Origin of the sequence: Buchnera aphidicola (Rhopalosiphum maidis) (assembly GCF_003671935.1) — a bacterium.
Classification (GTDB): domain Bacteria; phylum Pseudomonadota; class Gammaproteobacteria; order Enterobacterales; family Enterobacteriaceae; genus Buchnera; species Buchnera aphidicola_AL.
Window position 1 is genome coordinate 366,308 of the sequence record NZ_CP032759.1, and the last position, 15,962, is coordinate 382,269.

11 protein-coding genes are annotated in these 15,962 nt (G+C 24.7%); 4 read left to right on the forward strand and 7 right to left on the reverse strand.

Translation table 11 applies throughout. From position 1 onward, the window contains the following. Positions 1 to 330 precede the first annotated feature (330 nt). Positions 331 to 2,136, forward strand: a complete 1,806-nt coding sequence (locus tag D8S97_RS01885) for a DEAD/DEAH family ATP-dependent RNA helicase (protein ID WP_158361201.1) — start codon at positions 331 to 333, stop codon at positions 2,134 to 2,136. Between the two features lie 66 nt (positions 2,137 to 2,202). Here the strand turns inward: D8S97_RS01885 and D8S97_RS01890 are convergent, their stop codons facing one another. From D8S97_RS01890 to argF, 4 genes are all read right to left on the reverse strand, one after another. After that, positions 2,203 to 2,589 (reverse strand): Rid family detoxifying hydrolase, encoded by a 387-nt coding sequence (locus tag D8S97_RS01890; protein ID WP_158361202.1) that lies wholly within the window; start codon positions 2,587 to 2,589, stop codon positions 2,203 to 2,205. A 72-nt stretch (positions 2,590 to 2,661) separates the two neighbouring features. Then, positions 2,662 to 3,117: an aspartate carbamoyltransferase regulatory subunit gene (gene pyrI / locus D8S97_RS01895; RefSeq protein ID WP_158361203.1), complete on the reverse strand. Its 456-nt coding sequence runs from the start codon at positions 3,115 to 3,117 to the stop codon at positions 2,662 to 2,664. 10 nt (positions 3,118 to 3,127) lie between these two features. Beyond that, the gene (pyrB, locus tag D8S97_RS01900) at positions 3,128 to 4,060 is read right to left on the reverse strand and encodes an aspartate carbamoyltransferase (RefSeq protein ID WP_158361204.1); all 933 of its coding nucleotides are present in this window, start codon (positions 4,058 to 4,060) and stop codon (positions 3,128 to 3,130) included. Between the two features lie 162 nt (positions 4,061 to 4,222). Further along, on the reverse strand, positions 4,223 to 5,239 hold the full coding sequence (argF, locus tag D8S97_RS01905; protein WP_158361205.1) for an ornithine carbamoyltransferase: 1,017 nt from the start codon (positions 5,237 to 5,239) through the stop codon (positions 4,223 to 4,225). 172 nt (positions 5,240 to 5,411) lie between these two features. Here argF and D8S97_RS01910 point away from each other — a divergent pair, with 172 nt between their 5' ends. The 3 genes from D8S97_RS01910 to D8S97_RS01920 all read left to right on the forward strand — a co-directional run bounded on the left by D8S97_RS01910 (position 5,412) and on the right by D8S97_RS01920 (position 10,822). Next, positions 5,412 to 6,923 (forward strand): leucyl aminopeptidase, encoded by a 1,512-nt coding sequence (locus D8S97_RS01910; RefSeq protein ID WP_158361206.1) that lies wholly within the window; start codon positions 5,412 to 5,414, stop codon positions 6,921 to 6,923. Between the two features lie 68 nt (positions 6,924 to 6,991). Then, positions 6,992 to 9,847 (forward strand): valine--tRNA ligase, encoded by a 2,856-nt coding sequence (locus D8S97_RS01915; RefSeq protein ID WP_158361207.1) that lies wholly within the window; start codon positions 6,992 to 6,994, stop codon positions 9,845 to 9,847. Between the two features lie 39 nt (positions 9,848 to 9,886). Further along, positions 9,887 to 10,822: a rhodanese-related sulfurtransferase gene (locus tag D8S97_RS01920; protein ID WP_186821872.1), complete on the forward strand. Its 936-nt coding sequence runs from the start codon at positions 9,887 to 9,889 to the stop codon at positions 10,820 to 10,822. Positions 10,823 to 10,845: 23 nt separating this feature from the next. On the opposite strand, the gene D8S97_RS01925 is transcribed toward D8S97_RS01920, so the two are convergent. From D8S97_RS01925 to pyrD, 3 genes are all read right to left on the reverse strand, one after another. Further along, complete coding sequence (locus tag D8S97_RS01925) at positions 10,846 to 12,612, reverse strand: ATP-binding cassette domain-containing protein (protein ID WP_158361209.1); 1,767 nt, start codon at positions 12,610 to 12,612, stop codon at positions 10,846 to 10,848. Positions 12,613 to 12,632: 20 nt separating this feature from the next. After that, a complete protein-coding gene (gene rlmKL, locus D8S97_RS01930) occupies positions 12,633 to 14,729 on the reverse strand; it encodes a bifunctional 23S rRNA (guanine(2069)-N(7))-methyltransferase RlmK/23S rRNA (guanine(2445)-N(2))-methyltransferase RlmL (RefSeq protein WP_158361210.1) in 2,097 nt (698 codons plus the stop codon). A gap of 127 nt (positions 14,730 to 14,856) precedes the next feature. Beyond that, positions 14,857 to 15,867: a quinone-dependent dihydroorotate dehydrogenase gene (gene pyrD, locus D8S97_RS01935; RefSeq protein ID WP_158361211.1), complete on the reverse strand. Its 1,011-nt coding sequence runs from the start codon at positions 15,865 to 15,867 to the stop codon at positions 14,857 to 14,859. Positions 15,868 to 15,962: the final 95 nt, after the last annotated feature.

A 15,962-nucleotide genomic window follows, 5' to 3' on the forward strand; every position in this document is an offset into this window, starting at 1 on the left:
TTTTGTAATTTTTTCTATAAATTAACAGATTAAAAATTTTTTATTTTCAATAAAATATAGATTTATATCGTATCAGATAGTACCATATGAATAGTATACAAAATAAATCTAATTTTTTTTAAAAATAATTCTCATTATTTGCTAATGTAATATTTTATATTTTTAAAGAATCATTAGAAATAACTAATAAATATTATTTACTTTTAACATGTTTATTAGATCATTTAATTTGAGCCGGTTCACAACTTTCAATGAGAATAATAAATAATATATATTTTCATCATGAGCTATGTAGACTGGCCACTGTAACTTAAAAGGCATATCTATTGCATGACTCATACTGAAAGCACGTTTTCTTTTCTTGGTTTAAATCCTTTTATTATTAAATCTTTAGCAAACATGGGATATGTTAAACCTTCTCCTATTCAAGCAGCTTGTATTCCATTACTTTTAGAAGGACGAGATGTATTAGGAATGGCGCAAACAGGAAGTGGAAAAACAGCAGCATTTTCATTACCTTTACTACATAACCTGGATATTAACTTAAAATCACCGCAAATTTTGGTATTAGCTCCAACAAGAGAACTAGCTGTTCAAGTAGCTGAAGCTTTTTCAGATTTTTCTAAATATATAATAGGAATACATGTATTACCTTTATATGGTGGTCAACGATATGAAGTACAATTACGAGCATTACGACAAGGACCTCAAATTGTTGTAGGAACTCCAGGTCGTTTGTTAGATCATTTAAAAAGAGGAACTCTTAATCTTTCAAATTTACATTCATTAGTTTTAGATGAAGCAGACGAAATGTTACGTATGGGTTTTATAGAAGATGTAGAAACAATTATGTCTCAAATCCCTAAAGAACATCAAACAGCTTTATTTTCAGCAACAATGCCAGAAGCTATACGTCGTATTTCTAAAAGATTCATGAAAAATCCTCAAGAAATAAAAATACAATCGAATATGACTACACGTCCAGATATTAGACAAAGTTATTGGATGGTTTATGGTAGAAAAACTGATGCATTAATTCGTTTTTTAGAAGTAGAAGATTTTTCTGCAACAATTATTTTTGTAAAAACAAAAAATGCAACTTTAGAAGTTTCTGAAGCATTAGAACGTAATGGATATAACAGTGCTGCACTAAATGGAGATATGAATCAAGCTTTACGAGAACAAACTTTAGAACGATTAAAAAATGGTCGATTAGATATCTTAATTGCTACTGATGTAGCAGCTCGAGGCTTAGATGTAGATCGAATTAGTTTTGTTATTAATTATGATATTCCCATGGATCCAGAATCTTATGTTCATCGTATAGGTCGAACAGGTCGAGCAGGTCGAGCAGGTCGAGCATTATTATTTGTTGAAAATCGTGAGCGTCGATTATTACGTAACATTGAACGCACAATAAATCAAACTATTCCAGAAGTTCAATTGCCAAAAATTGAATTATTATGTAAAAGACGTCTTGAACAATTTGCAAAAAAAGTACAAGAACAATTAGAAAGTAGAGATTTAGACGAGTACAGTGCATTGTTAGATAAATTATATTCTCCTGGTGATTTAGATATAAAAACCTTTGCTGCTGCTTTATTAAAAATGGCTCAAGGAGGACGGCCTTTGATTATTAAAAAAGATTTATTAAGACGTCCATCTAGAGAGTTTTCTTTTAAAGATGATCGCCGACGTGAAGAAAGTAATCGTAATAATAATCGAAGTCGTCGTGACCGTCGAGATGTAAAAGATATAGACTTATACCGAATTGAAGTAGGTCGAAATGATGGAGTTGAAGTACGTCATATAGTTGGCGCCATTGCTAACGAAGGAAATATTAATAGTCGCAATATTGGAAACATTAAACTATTTTCTTCTTATTCAATTATAGAATTACCCAAAGGACTATCTAAAGATTTATTGCAACATCTCATGAAAACAAAAATTTTAAATAAACAAATAAATATAAAATTATTACGTGATAATAAAAATTATGAGACTAGAACGCATAATCGTTCTATTTTTAATAAAGATAAAAATAACAAGCGTCGTTTTTCTGAAAATCGTGTAAATAAATCTAATTCTATTAAAAATGAAACAAAGTCATCTTTTTCTCGTCGTAGAAGTGTTTAAGTTTATGCCGCTTTGCGGCATATTGAAGATATTATAGTAGGAAATAATTTAAAAATTGTACTAAATTTATTTTTTAAATGCTATTGCTTCCATTTCAATTTTTACGTTTTTTGGTAACTTTTGTACTTCTACACAGGATCTTGCAGGAAAAAGTGATTTATTATCTATAAAAAATTTTTCATATATTTCGTTAATTATATGAATTTTATTTAAATTAGTAGTAAAAATTGTTATTTTTATAATGTCTTGTATTTTATATCCTGAAGCAATAATAATAGATTTTATATTTTTTAATACAATATATGTTTGTTCAGAGATATTATCTGGTATATGTCCTGATTTGACATCAATAGGTATTTGACCAGATGTAATTAAAAAATGTTCATTTTTTATAGCTTGTGAATATGGTCCAATAGGTTTCGGAGCATTTTCAGTGTTAATTATCACATTCATAATTTACCATTTTTATGTTATTAAATAGAGAAATAAAATTTTTTAAAATATGTAATATTTAAATTATTTTTATTATAAAACTATATTTTTGGCGAATTCTTTTTCACAATACTGACATTTTAAATTCATTTCATTGTTTATATCTTTTGTAAAAACAAAGCTAGAAGTCATAAAATGATTATGACTAGCACAGTTACTGTTTGGACAAATTAAAATACGATCTATTTTTTTAGGTAAAGAAGGAAAAATTTTTCCTACTAAATTATATTTTTCAATATAATTAACTGTAGCACATGGTGCATAAATAGCTAATTGATTAATTTGATCGCCGCTCAAAAAAGTATTTTCAATCTTTATAATATCTTTTTTACCTAATTTTTGAGAAGGTAAATTTAATCCAATAGTAATTCTTTTTTCTGTTTCTGTAAACCGGAATAAAGAAAGTAATTTAAAACCAATATGTGCTGGAATATGATCAATTACACTACCAGATCTAATAGCTTCTACTTGAAGTTTATTTATTTGCATATTTTTTTTATTAAAAATGTTTTTCTATTAATACTAATGATAAAATGGCTTGACGCGCATAAATACCGTTTGCTGCTTGTTTAAAATACCAAGCATAAGGTGTGTAGTCAACATCGTTATCTATTTCATCTATGCGAGGTAATGGGTGTAATATTTTTAAATTATTGCGTGCATTTTTCAACGTTGAAGTTTTTAAAACAAATTTTGATTTAGCATTTGCATATTCAGTTGGATCAAGTCGTTCTTTTTGAACACGAGTCATATAAAGAATGTCAACTTCAGAAATTATTTCTTCTATGTTTTTATATCTTTCCCAATGAATTTCTTTTTTATAAAGCATATCACTGATATAGTTTGGCATAGTCAATGCATCAGGAGAAATAAAAAAAAATTGATTGTTTTTATATTTAGCTAAAGCTTGTGTTAATGAATGAACTGTTCGTCCATATTTTAAATCTCCTACCATAGCAATATTTAGATTATTAAGTTTAGTTTGTGTTTCTTTAATAGTGAATAAATCTAAAAGTGTTTGCGTTGGATGTTGGTTCGAGCCATCTCCTGCATTAAATATTGGTATTCCATTAGAAAATTTTGCAGCTAAACGTGCCGATCCTTCTTGAGGATGTCGAATAATAATTGCATCTACATATGAACTTATAACTGAAATAGTGTCTGCTAATGTTTCTCCCTTTTTTCCTAGAGAAATATTTTCTCCATTAGAAAATCCTATTATTGATGCTCCTAAACGATAAACAGCTGTTTCAAAAGATAAACGAGTACGTGTGGAAGCTTCAAAAAAACAACTGGCAATAATTTTGTTTTTTAGTAAATTAGGTTGTGCTTTTTCTTTTAAAAAAGCAGATTTTTTTAATACTAATTCTAATTCATTTCGATTAAGATCATTGATTGAAATTATATTTTTTTTATACAGAGAATTTCTCAATGTTTATTTTCCTTAATTATAGTGAAAAAGATAGCATTGGATATCTTATCAGTATACAAAGAGATAAGAAAAAAAATTATTGAGTGATTTTTTACATATTATAAATTTCATATTTTTTTATTATCATAATAATATGATTTTTTTTATAAAATATATTCATTTTTAAAAATTAATTTCTTTTACAAGACTAGATATAAGAAGTGCTTTTATAGTATGTAATCTATTCTCTGCTTGTTCAAAAATTATTTTTTGATGTTTTTGAAAAAGATTATCTGTTATCTCCATTCCGTCTTTTAATCTGTATTTTTCTAGTATAGATTTACCTATAATTGTTTTTTGATCATGTAAAGCAGGAAGACAATGTAGTATTTTTACTTTAGGATTTTTAGTCATTTCTATCATAGAATCATTTAGTTGATAATTTCTTAATAATTCAATTCTTTCTTTCCACATAGTTTGATCTTCTCCCATCGAAACCCAGACGTCGGTATAAATAAAATCTGTATTTTTAACACCTTCTTTAATATTTTCAGTACAGATTATATTACCTTGATTTTTTTTTGCTAAATTTTTGCATTCAGTAAAAAGATTTTTGTCAGGCCAACATTTTTTTGGAGATACTAAACGAAGATCTAATCCTACGATTGAAGCTGCTTCTAAAAAACTATTTCCTATATTATTACGTGAGTCACCAACATAGGCACACTTTATATCAGAAAAATCTTTATTTGGAAAAATTTCTTTCATGGTCAGCAAATCAGCCATGAGTTGTGTAGGGTGAAACTTTTCAGTTAATCCATTCCAAACTGGTACAGTAGAATATTGCGCTAAAATTTCTATTGTTTTATGATTATGACCTCGATATTGAATTCCATCATATAAACGACTAAGTACTCTTGCTGTATCTTCAATCGATTCTTTTGTTCCAAGATGAGTACTACCAGGTCCAAGATAAGTAACATGTGCACCTTGATCAAAAGCGGCAACTTCAAATGAACATCTTGTACGAGTTGATTCTTTTTCAAAAATTAAAGCAATATTCTTTTGTTTGAGAAATTTAATTTCTTGATGACTTTTTTTTATTTTTTTTAATTTTTCAGACAATGTAATAATGTTTTTTAATTCTATAGTGGTAAAATCTAATAGTCTTAAACAGTCACGTTGATAAAGATAATTCATAACTTAGATTCTCTATATAATTAGATAAAAATATATTTTTAATGAAGTTAAATTAGAAGTTAAAAATACGATTATATAGTATATAATATTTTTATATATTTATTTTTTTTAATATTGAAAGAATAAAATATATAATTAATAATGTTTCTACTATAATTTTTGAGAAAAAAATATGAAATTTTTTATAAAAAATTCTTCTCTAGAAAAAGAAAAAAGCGATTGTATCATAATTTTTGTATTTAAATTTTGTGAATTTACACATTTAAAAAATCATTTAAATGCATTTTCTTCTAGTTATATTAATAATTTTATTAGAAGAGGTGATATGCAAGGGAAAATAGGTCAAACTCTTTTATTGCACGATGTTCCTAACATTACTTCTAAAAGAATGTTACTAGTAGGATGCGGAGACAAAAATACTTTAAATAGATACTATCTTGGTAAGATAGTAAAAAAAACCATGAAAATTTTAAATCAATTTTCTATTAAAAATATTATTTTTTCTTTAAATGAAATAAATATTGAAAATTGTGATATATATTGGTCTATTAGGACAATAGTTAATTCTATTAATAAATATTTATATAAAAGTGTTAAGATAAATACATCTTTTAAAAAAGATATTTATTTAAATTCAATTTCATTAAATGTAATGAAAGATAAATATTTTAATATAGCGAAAAATGCTTTAGAACATGCTTTAGCAATTAATTCTGGAATTAGAGCTGCAAAAAATTTAGCTAATTTACCACCTAATGTTTGTAATCCATTGTACTTATCTTTACAAGCTCAAAAATTATCTGAAAAATACAAAGATAAAATTGATGTTACATCAATTGATGTCAAAGAAATGCATAAATTAGGCATGAACGCTTATATTGCCGTTGGTAGTGGATCTAAAAATAAACCATATATGTCTGTTATTAAATACTCTGGAAAAAATAAAAATAAGAAAAACAAAGTTATTGTCTTAATAGGGAAAGGACTAACATTTGATTCTGGAGGTATATCTATAAAACCATCTAAAAACATGAATGAAATGAAATATGATATGTGTGGTGCAGCGGCAGTATATGGAACTTTAATTGTTGCAGCTAAATTAAATTTACCTCTGACTATTATCGGTATTTTAGCTGGTTGTGAAAACATGCCAGGAGGAAATGCTTTTAGACCCGGCGATATTTTGACTACGATGTCGGGTAAAACAGTAGAAGTACTAAACACTGATGCTGAAGGACGTTTAGTTTTATGCGATGTTTTAACGTATGTAAATCGTTTTTCTCCCAATATAGTTATTGATATTGCAACTTTAACTGGAGCATGTGTTATAGCATTAGGAAATCATTTTAGTGGTTTTTTTTCGAATGATGAAAAACTTGCTTGTTCATTAGAAAAATCTTCGCAACAAACTAATGATAAAATATGGCGTTTACCTTTATCTAGAGAATATGAAAAAGAATTGTATTCCAATTTTGCGGATTTTTCAAACATTGGAAAAGGTAAAGCAGGTGCAATAACCGCTGCTTGCTTTCTTTATCAATTTTCAAAACAATACACTTGGGCACATTTAGATATTGCTGGAACAGCTTGGAAATCTGGAAAAAATCAAGGTGCAACAGGTCGTCCTGTTGAACTATTAAGTCAATTTCTATTAAATGAATCTGATTTTTTTAATTTTGAATAATATAAAAGAATTTAATTTGTTAATACGGCAATAGTGCCATTCTTAAAACAAAAATACAGTTGAATACAATGGAAAAAAATTACAACCCTAAAGATATTGAAGAACCTTTATATGATTTTTGGGAAAAAAATGGATTTTTTAAACCCAATAACAACTTAAATAAACCAACTTTTTGTATTATGATGCCACCTCCTAATATTACAGGTAATTTACATATGGGGCATGCTTTTCAACAAACAATTATGGATATATTGATTCGCTATCATAGAATGCAAGGAAAAAATACACTATGGCAAGTTGGCACAGATCATGCTGGAATAGCAACCCAAATTTTAATTGAACGTCAGATTTTTTTAGAAGAAAAAAAAACAAAAAAAGATTATGGTAGAAATAATTTTGTTAAAAAAATGTGGAAATGGAAAAAAAAATCTAATTTTTCTGTTACGAAACAAATGAGACGTTTAGGAAATTCTGTTGATTGGGAAAGAGAAAAATTTACTTTAGATCCTGATATTTCTGATTCTGTTAAAGAAGCTTTTATTATTTTATATAAAAATAACTTAATTTATCAAAAAAAAAGATTAGTACACTGGGATTCGAAATTGGAAACAGTGATCTCAGATTTAGAAGTAGAACATCGTTTAGTAAAAAGTAAAAAATGGTTGATTCGATATCCAATTGTTAAAAGTACAAAAACTATAAATACTAAATATTTATTAGTAGCTACAACTAGACCAGAAACCTTATTGGGTGATACTGCTTTAGCTGTGAATCCAAAGGATTATAAATATAATCATTTAATTGGTCAATTTGTCATATGTCCTATTGTTAATAGAATAATACCGATTATTGGAGATGATTATGCAGATTTAAATAAGGATACGGGTTGTGTAAAAATAACTCCCGCACATGATTTTAATGATTATGAAGTAGGACAGCGTCATAAATTACCTATGATTAATATTTTTACTTTTAATGGAAAAATTAAATCTAATTCTTCAGTTTACAATTATCAAGGTAAAGAATCTAATTCTTATAATTCGTTTATTCCAATTGAATTTCAAAATTTAGATATTTTATCTGCAAGAAAAAAAATTGTTTGTGAAATTAAAAAATTAGGATTTTTAGAAAACATCGAAGAATGTAATATTCTTACTCCTTATAGCGATCGAAGCGGTGTTATCATTCAACCCATGTTAACTAATCAGTGGTATTTAAAAACGTCTCAATTATCTAAATTAGCTATTTCTGTTGTTAGAGAAAAAAAAATTAAATTTATACCAGATCAATATGAAAGTATGTATTTGTCTTGGATGAATAATATTAAAGATTGGTGTATCTCACGTCAATTATGGTGGGGTCACCGTATTCCAATATGGTATGATGATAAGAAAAATGCATATGTTGGTCACAATGAAAAAAAAATACGTGAGGAATACAATATATCGAATGATATAATCTTAAATCAAGATAATGATGTATTAGATACGTGGTTTTCTTCCGCTTTATGGACTTTTTCTACGTTAGGTTGGCCGAAGAAAACAGAATTTTTAAAAGTTTTTCATTCAACGAATGTTTTAGTTAGTGGCTTTGATATTATCTTTTTTTGGATTGCTCGAATGATTATGTTAACAATGTATTTTGTTAAAGATTGTCATGGGAATCCTCAAATACCATTTAAAGATGTTTATATAACAGGTTTAATACGTGATGAAGAAGGTAAAAAAATGTCAAAATCAAAAGGAAATGTGATTGATCCAATTGATATGATAGATGGCATTTCATTAAATAAATTAATTGAAAAGAGAACAAATAATTTATTAAAACCTCATTTGTCTGAAAAAATTCGTGATCGTACTGTAAAACAATTTCCTAATGGAATTGATTCTACAGGTACAGATGCGTTACGTTTTACTTTTTCTGCTTTAGCATCTAATACACGTGATATACAATGGGATATGAATAGATTAAAGGGATATCGTAATTTTTGTAATAAACTTTGGAATGCTAGTCGTTTTGTTTTAATTAATACAAAAAATCATAATTATTTTAATTTTTCTATTGATGATAATATGTTATTAATAAATAAATGGATATTAATCAAATTTAATAATACAGTTAAATCATATAGAAACTCGTTAGATACTTATCGGTTTGATATTGCAGCTAATATTTTATATGATTTTGTTTGGAATGTTTTTTGCGATTGGTATTTAGAATTTGTAAAATCGATTATAAAATTAGGTACTTCTCAAGATATATATTTTACTAAAAATATTTTAATTTATATTTTAGAGTTATTGTTAAGATTATCTCATCCTATAATTCCTTTTATTACAGAATCTATTTGGCAAAGAGTAAAAATAATTAAAAATATTGAAGATAAAACAATTATGCTTCAACCTTTTCCAGAATATAATGATCAATTATTTGATGAAAATATATTGTCTAATATTAGTTGGATAAAAAAAATAATTATCTTTTTGCGAAATACTAGAGTAAAAATGAATATTAGTCCTACTAAATTATTACCATTGTTTTTAAAAAATATCAATTCTGAAAAAGAGAATATAATTAAAGAAAATAAATTTTTTTTAAAAAACATGGCATTTTTAGATAAAATCAATATTTTATCTAATAAAGACGATGAACCTTTTTTATCTATAAAAAAAATAATTGATGGAGTTGAAATTTTAATTCCCATACTGAAAATGGTTAATAAAGAAACTGAAGTAAAACGATTAAATAAAGAAATAAAAAAAATTAAATCACAAATTTTAATTTCTGAAGAAAAAACATCTAATCAAGATTTTTTATCTTATGCTCCCAAAAATATAATAAATCAAGAAATAAAAAAATTAAAAAATTTAAACGAAGTTTATTTAAAATTATCTCAACAATTAAAATTATTTAATAACTCATAATATAAAAAAATATAAATTTTTAATTAAAGGTTTTTGATGATGTCAAATTTATATAATCGTATTTCTAAAAAAGAATTGAAAAAAAAGATGCTTTTTAATAAAGAACCTCGTTTTGTAGTTTCTTTTTATAAGTATTTTTTAATAAAAAATACAAAAGAATTTAGAGATGAAATTTATAAAAATTTTTATGAATATAATGTTTTAGGAAGAGTTTACGTAGCTAATGAAGGTATCAATGCTCAGATTAGTATTCCTGTAAAATTTTATTTTTTGGTAAAAAATTTGTTATATAATTTTACTCCAGAACTAAACGATTTATTTATTAATAAATCATTAAATCATGATTCACAAGCATTTTCAGTGCTTTCTATTAAAATTAAAAAAAATATTGTTAATGATGGTATTACAAATCCATTGTTTAATTCTAAAAATGTCGGTATCTATATAAAGTCAAAACAAGTTAATACAATGTTGAATGATCGAAAAACAATTTTTATTGACATGCGAAATTCTTATGAATATCAAATTGGACATTTTCCAAATGCTATAGAAATTAAGAGTCAAACTTTTCGAGAGCAATTGAAGAAAGTAATTCAAATTATGGATTATGCTAAAAATAAAAACATTGTAATGTATTGTACAGGTGGTATTCGTTGCGAAAAAGCCAGTGCTTGGATGCATTTTAATGGTTTTAAATACGTCTATCATTTGAAAGGTGGAATTCTTGGTTATGTTCACGATGCTAAAAAAAACGGATTGCCGATTCTTTTTGAAGGTAGTAATTTTGTTTTTGATAACCGTATGATTGAAAAAATTTCAGATAAGATTATATCTTTTTGTAAACAATGTGCTAAACCTTCAGATCGATATGTAAATTGTAGTTTTGATCTATGTCATCTTCTTTTTATTCAGTGTGAAAATTGTGCAATTGATTTTAAAAATTGTTGTTCTTTAAAATGTATGCATGATGTATAATTAATTTTTTATAAAAAAATAATTTATAGTTTTTTTTCTAAGTTTTCCCAACATATTAATATTTTTTCTAATTTTTTTTCTTCTATTTTAAATTCTTTTAAAGTAGGTAATTGATTGATAATATTTTGTTTAAAAAAACTTGGTTCATTCATTTTATTTTTTAATCTTTGAATGTTATTTTCTATTTTTTCTATTTTATTTAATACTTCTTTTAATTCTTTTTTTACTTGATTTTGTTTTATTTTTGAACAATTAATATGAGATTTATTTTGATTTAATACACATTTTTTTTGAATTTTTCTATTTTTTTCTTTTATTACACTATCATATGAATTAAAATGTGTATTTATTAATCCATCTCCTTTAAATATCCAATATTTATTTACTGTATTTTCAATGAAATTTCTATCATGACTTACTATTAAAACTGTTCCTGAATATTTTATAATAATATTTTCTAATAATTCTAGTGTATCCAAATCTAAGTCGTTTGTAGGTTCATCAAAGATTAAAACGTTGCTTGGTTTTAAAAATAATTTTGCTAAAAGTAATCTATTACATTCGCCTCCAGACAAAGTTTTTACTAAACATTGTACTTGATTTGGTTTAAATAGAAATTTTTTTAGGTATCCTATTAAATGTTGTTCTTTTCCATTTAGTATAATTTTTTCTGTTCCATTGTTTATGTTTTCTAAGATAGATTTATTAGGATTTAAAATTGATCGGTCTTGATCAAAATATGCTATTTTCAATTCTGTTCCAAAATAAATTGAACCTGTTTGAATTTTTTTTTCTCCCATAAGTATTTTTATCATAGTACTTTTTCCAGATCCGTTGTTACCTATCAATCCTATTTTATCACCATATTGTATTATTGAAGAAAAATTTTGAATAATGGTTTTTTTTTCAATTAAAAAACTTATGTTTTTTAATTTAAAAATTATTTTTCCTGGATAACTTTTAATTTCATTAATTTTAATATTATCAAAGTTGTCTATTTTTTTATAGTTTTCATGTTCTTTTCGTAATGTTTTTAAATTTCTAACTCTTCCTTCATTACGAGTAGTACGAGCTTTAATTCCTTTTCTAATCCATATCTCTTCTTTTTCTAAATTTTGATCAAATAGTTTTTTATTTATTTTTTCAATCCGATTATGTTCTTTTTTTAATTTTATAAATTCTTTGTAATTTCCTGGAAAAGAAGTTAATTTTCCTCTATCAAGATCGACAATTCTTGTACATACATTTTGAATAAAAGATCTATCATGTGATATAAATAATACTGTTCCTGAAAATTTTTTTAAAAAGTTTTCTAGCCATGAAATTGAACTAATATCTAAGTGATTTGTTGGTTCATCAAGTAACAAGACATCTGGTTTACCTAACAATACAGAACCTAATACAATTTTTCTTAAAAATCCTCCAGATAACTCTGAAAGTAAAGAGTTTTTATCAACTTGAAAATTTTTAATTAATTTATTGATTTCTATAGTTTCATTAATATTTATTTCTCTTTTAAATTGGTTTTTAATAAAATTATGTATAGAAATATTTAGGTTTTTTGGATTATCTTGTTTTAAATAAGATATTTTAATATTTTTTTGATAAATGATAGAACCGTGATCTAAATCTTGATTTTTATTAATTACCTTTAATAAGGTTGATTTTCCAGCACCATTTTTACCAATTAAACTAATACGTTCGTTTTTATTTATATAAAGTACAACTTTTTTTAATATTTCTAAATCACTGAATGATAAAGAGGCATCTTGAATACTAATTAGAGGCATGTATTTCTCGTTTTTTTAATTTATTGAATATGTTTGATTAACCAAGAATGATAATTCTTTTTTAAATGATCTTTCGTTTGTGTTAAATTAGTAATATTTTTTGCATGTAGATTTATTTTTTTAATATTATTGCAATCAATTTCAAAGTTATGTGTTGAACTTGAAAAAACAATATTACCATCTTTTCGTAAGATTCTTTTTAGGTTTATCATTAATTCAATGTAATCTCTTTTTAATTCAAAAGATTTTTTCATTCTCTTGGAATTTGAAAAAGTAGGTGGATTTATAAAAATCAAATCAAATTTCTTTTTAGTTAAAACAATCCATTCTAAACAATCTTTTTGAATAAAAACATTTTTACTATTTGTTAAATTATTAAGAGACATATTGCGCATAGACCATCCAATATATGTATTGGATATATCTACAGTTGTAGTACTTCTAGCTTTTCCTAATCCTGCGTATACACTAGCTGCTCCAGTGTATGCAAATAAGTTTAAAAAATCTTTTCCTTTAGACATTTCACCTAATAGCTTTCTTACAAGTCGATTTTCCGAAAATAAACCTGTATCTAAATAATCAATTAAATTCACTAATAATTTTACATGATATTCTTTAATTATAAAAAAACTACCACTATTAAATAATTTTTGGTATTGTTCTTTGTTTTTTTGTTTTTTTCTAAACTTTATTACTATATTATTTGTAGGGATAGATAGTATTTCTTTACTATGGTAAATAGCATTACATAGTCTTTTATGTGCTTCTTTGTGATGTATTAATTTCGGTGCTTGATATTCTTGAATTACTAACCATTTTTTATAAACATCTACTATTATTTTATAATTTGGCAAATCTGAATCATATACTCGAAAACATTCTATTTCTTGTAAATCATTCCATTTTTTTAATTTTTTAAAATTTTTTTGTAGTCTATTTTGATATTCTTGGCTTTTATCGTTGATTGTATTTGAAAATATTTCGTAATTTTTTAAAGTACAGTTTAATGAACCATTTTTAAAAATAAAATTTTCGTATGATTTCATTTGTAAAAATTTTAATAAAAATTCAGATGAACTAAATACTGATAGTTTCCAATTTTTAAAGTGTTTTCTTGATATAACTCCTAATTCAATATATAAAGCTATTAAATTATTTTCAGTTTTATATCTTTCTCCATAAGGAGGATTGCTTATTAATGTGCCAATTTCTTGTTTTTGATAAGGATTTTTAAGATTACTTAAATCACATTTAACAAAATTAACAATATTTTCTAAATTTGCATTTATTGCATTTTTTTGAGCTTTCTCTATAATGTTTGGATTACAATCATATCCTATAAAATAATTTTTAACACATTTTTTTATACCTATTTTAAATCTTTCTTTTGCGTTTTTTAGAACTTCTTTCCATATTTTTTCATTATATCCCTTCCAAGATTGAAATCCCCATTTTTTTCTTGTAAGTCCAGGAGCTCTATCAGAAGACATCATTGCTGCTTCAATTAATAATGTTCCTGATCCACACATAGGATCTATTAAAGGAGTATTTTTTTTCCATCCTGAACTTAATATAATTGCTGAACTTAAGTTTTCTTTGATAGGCGCAACATCAAAAAATTTACGATATCCTCTTTTATTTAAAGCATCACCACTTAAATCTAACATAATATGAACTGAATTTTGAAATAAATATGCCGTAATACGAATATCTGGAGTGATAAGATTTATGTTGGGACGAATGGAATATTTTTGATAAAATTTATCCACGATAGAATCTTTAATTGTTAATGAACCAAATAAGCTATTTCGAATAATATTATTTGTTCCATTAAATTTAACTAGAAAATTATTTTCCAAGTATAATATTTTAGTCCAATTAATATTATAGGTATTATGATATAAATCATCACTATTTTTTATGGTAAATTTTTTTATACATAAAAAAATCCTTGAAGAAATTCGGCTCCACATTAAACTATTATATAGTATTAAATCTTCTCCTTCATAATATACGCCACCTTTTATAATTTTTATGTTTTTTCCTCCTAAAGATAGGAGTTCTTGTTCTAAAAATTTTTCACATCCAAAATTTGTACTAGCAAATAAATAATTCATTGTTTTATTTTCATTTTTTTAAATATTTAAAATTTTTTAAAAAATTAATATCTAATAAGATATGTTAGTAAAAAAAAAGAAAAAATTCTTAAAAAATACAGTGCTAAATTATATAAATATCTTTATTTTATAGATTTTTAATTATTTTTCTAACAAAATTTGGACCATGATATATTAATCCAGAATATATCTGTATTAAACTAGCTCCACATACAATTTTTTCTCTAGCAGCGTTGATAGAATTAATACCTCCAACTCCGATAATAGGAATTTTTCTTTTGAGATTTTTATATAATATTGATATCACATCATTGCTTTTTTTTTGTAAAGGTAAACCACTTAATCCTCCCTCTTGTATATTATTTTTAGTTTCAGGTATTAATGAATAATCTAATGTTGTATTAGTTGCAATAACTCCATCTATTTTATAGTGAATTAATTGGTTGGAAATATCAATTAATTCTTTTTTTGATAGGTCTGGAGAAATTTTAATCGCTATTGGTACATATTTAGAATATTTAGAATACATTTCTCCTTGTTTTTTTTTTATATCTCTTAATAAATTTTTAAATAATGTACCATATTGTAATTTTCTTAAATTAATAGTATTTGGAGATGAAATGTTAATAGCAATGTAACTGGCATAAAAATACACTTTTTCTATACAAATTAAATAATCTTTTATCGCATCTTCAATTTTTGTATTTTTATTTTTTCCTATGTTTACACCAATTATTCCTTTAAATTTAGATTTTTTTATATTATTAACTAAATAATCTATTCCGAAATTATTAAATCCCATTTTATTAATAATTCCTTCTATTGAAGGAATTCGAAAAATTCTAGGTTTTGGATTACCGTATTGGGGTAAAGGAGTAACTGTGCCTACTTCAATAAAACCAAATCCGATTTTAGATAAAGAATCTATATAATCTCCATTTTTATCCATTCCTGCAGCTAGACCAATTTTATTGTTAAATGTTAGCCCCATACATTTTGTTTTTTTTAATGGAATTGATTTAATAAAAAAATTTCTTATGAATTGAATTTTTTTAGAATTAAAATATTTTAATGTTAGTGTATGTGCTTTTTCAGGATCAATTAAAAATAAAAGTTTACGAATTAAATAGTAAAACATTATAATTCCTTTGTAAGAACAGTTAAAAACTTCATACTATGATTTTTTTTAAAAATTGATAACCTTTTTATTTATGTTATATTTTTATATATATT

Bases quoted from the DNA above. Each gene is read 5' to 3' on its own strand.
- D8S97_RS01890 (WP_158361202.1), bottom strand. From the start codon at position 2,589: ATGAATGTGATAATTAACACTGAAAATGCTCCGAAACCTATTGGACCA.
- rlmKL (WP_158361210.1), bottom strand. From the start codon at position 14,729: ATGAATTATTTATTTGCTAGTACAAATTTTGGATGTGAAAAATTTTTA.
- argF (WP_158361205.1), bottom strand. From the start codon at position 5,239: ATGAATTATCTTTATCAACGTGACTGTTTAAGACTATTAGATTTTACC.
- D8S97_RS01910 (WP_158361206.1), top strand. From the start codon at position 5,412: ATGAAATTTTTTATAAAAAATTCTTCTCTAGAAAAAGAAAAAAGCGAT.
- D8S97_RS01885 (WP_158361201.1), top strand. From the start codon at position 331: ATGACTCATACTGAAAGCACGTTTTCTTTTCTTGGTTTAAATCCTTTT.
- D8S97_RS01920 (WP_186821872.1), top strand. From the start codon at position 9,887: ATGTCAAATTTATATAATCGTATTTCTAAAAAAGAATTGAAAAAAAAG.
- D8S97_RS01915 (WP_158361207.1), top strand. From the start codon at position 6,992: ATGGAAAAAAATTACAACCCTAAAGATATTGAAGAACCTTTATATGAT.
- pyrI (WP_158361203.1), bottom strand. From the start codon at position 3,117: ATGCAAATAAATAAACTTCAAGTAGAAGCTATTAGATCTGGTAGTGTA.
- pyrD (WP_158361211.1), bottom strand. From the start codon at position 15,867: ATGTTTTACTATTTAATTCGTAAACTTTTATTTTTAATTGATCCTGAA.
- D8S97_RS01925 (WP_158361209.1), bottom strand. From the start codon at position 12,612: ATGCCTCTAATTAGTATTCAAGATGCCTCTTTATCATTCAGTGATTTA.